Source organism: Porticoccus sp. (assembly GCA_023261185.1).
Taxonomy (GTDB): domain Bacteria; phylum Pseudomonadota; class Gammaproteobacteria; order Pseudomonadales; family Porticoccaceae; genus Porticoccus; species Porticoccus litoralis.
The window spans coordinates 1-1,531 of record JALRJN010000118.1 but is presented as its reverse complement, the minus strand read 5'-3'; the positions used below and the strand labels follow the sequence as shown (position 1 = coordinate 1,531).

The window sequence follows — 1,531 nt, the reverse complement described above, 5'->3', positions numbered from 1 at the left end:
GACTGATCAGAGCTCAACCCTGTCGCCCATATCCGGCACCGAGGCTCTCCAACCCAGTTCTTCCGACAGACTGATGCGAAACTGATCCGATGCACTCTCTTCACCGTGGGTGACAAAACAGTGTTTCGGCGCCGCTGGCAGTTGCTGCACCCAACGCAATAATTCCAGGCGATCGGCATGGGCAGAGAGAAAGTCCAGGCTCTCGATGCGCGCCTTGACATCAAAGTAGCGATTGAAAATCTTGATTCGCTTTTCCCCCTCCACCAACCGCGCACCACGAGTGCCTGGGGCCTGATAACCGGCAAACATCACCGTATTGCGGTGATCCCCCACCATGCGCTGCAGGTGGTGCAGCACCCGACCACCGGTAGCCATACCGCTGGCGGACAGAATGATGGCCGGGACATTGACGTTATTAATGGCAATGGAATCCTGAACATCGCGGGTAAAAGTCACATCCCGAGATAATTGCTGGCAGGACGCTTTGTTCAGACGGTGATAGCGGTGATGCCGCTGCATCAATTCCGTCACACTGATGGCCATGGGGCTGTCCAGAAAGATAGGTACATAAGGTATTTTCCCCCGGCGACGCAGCTCGGTGATCAGGTATAGCATGGCCTGGGCACGCCCCACGGCAAATGACGGAATCAGCAATGAGCCGCCCCCGGACAGGGTGTCATTGACAATTTCAGCCACCGCCTCCCAGACATCTCGATTGTCATGCAAACGGTTGCCGTAGGTGGATTCCACCACCAGGTAATCGCAGTACAGCGGCAATTCAGGGGCGCGCATTACCAGGTCATTACCACGCCCCAGGTCCCCGCTAAACAGGATGTGCTTGCCCGCAGCTTTCACATCCAGGTAGGAAGAGCCAAGGATATGGCCATTGGGGTAAAACCCCACCTCAATCTGACCCATAGTAATACCGGGATGGGGACTTTCCGGCATGCTGAAATCGACGACCTCGAAATGCTCCAACGCTTTGCGGGCATCATGCTGAGTGTAGAGGGGTAATGCGGGCTTGTGCTTGCTGTAGTTATGCCGGTTGCGAAATTCCGCCTCTTCTTCCTGCAACTTTGCCGAATCCAGCAGCAGTATGCGGCACAGATCCCGGGTGGCACGGGTACAGTAAACCGGCCCATCAAATCCATCTTTTACCAGCCGCGGAAGGTAACCGCTGTGGTCCAGGTGGGCGTGGGTGAGAAATACAGCTTCGATGGTGGCAGGGTCTACCGGAAAGGGTTTCCAGTTGCGTTCCCGCAAATGCTTGTAACCCTGAAACAGGCCGCAGTCGATCAGGACTCTCTGCTCCTCCACGTCAAGCAGATAACGTGAGCCGGTGACAGTGCCTGCCGCGCCGAAAAATGCCAATGATACCTGACTAGCCATAGCCCCTTCCTTCTTCAGACCAATTGCACCCGACGCAATCGCCTTATGCTTCTTTGAGCATAGAAGCTGTCAGCGCGGACACCAAGGTATCCAGATCAAAGGATGGTGAATTGGGTTAGTAGAGTAAATCCGGGAAGGGTAA

At 55.3% G+C, this 1,531-nt stretch carries 1 protein-coding gene; it reads right to left on the bottom strand.

Translation table 11 applies throughout. From position 1 onward, the window contains the following. Window positions 1-6: 6 nt before the first annotated feature. Complete coding sequence (locus ACYZYZ_RS10820; protein WP_305171139.1) at window positions 7-1,389, bottom strand: MBL fold metallo-hydrolase RNA specificity domain-containing protein; 1,383 nt, start codon at window positions 1,387-1,389, stop codon at window positions 7-9. Window positions 1,390-1,531: the final 142 nt, after the last annotated feature.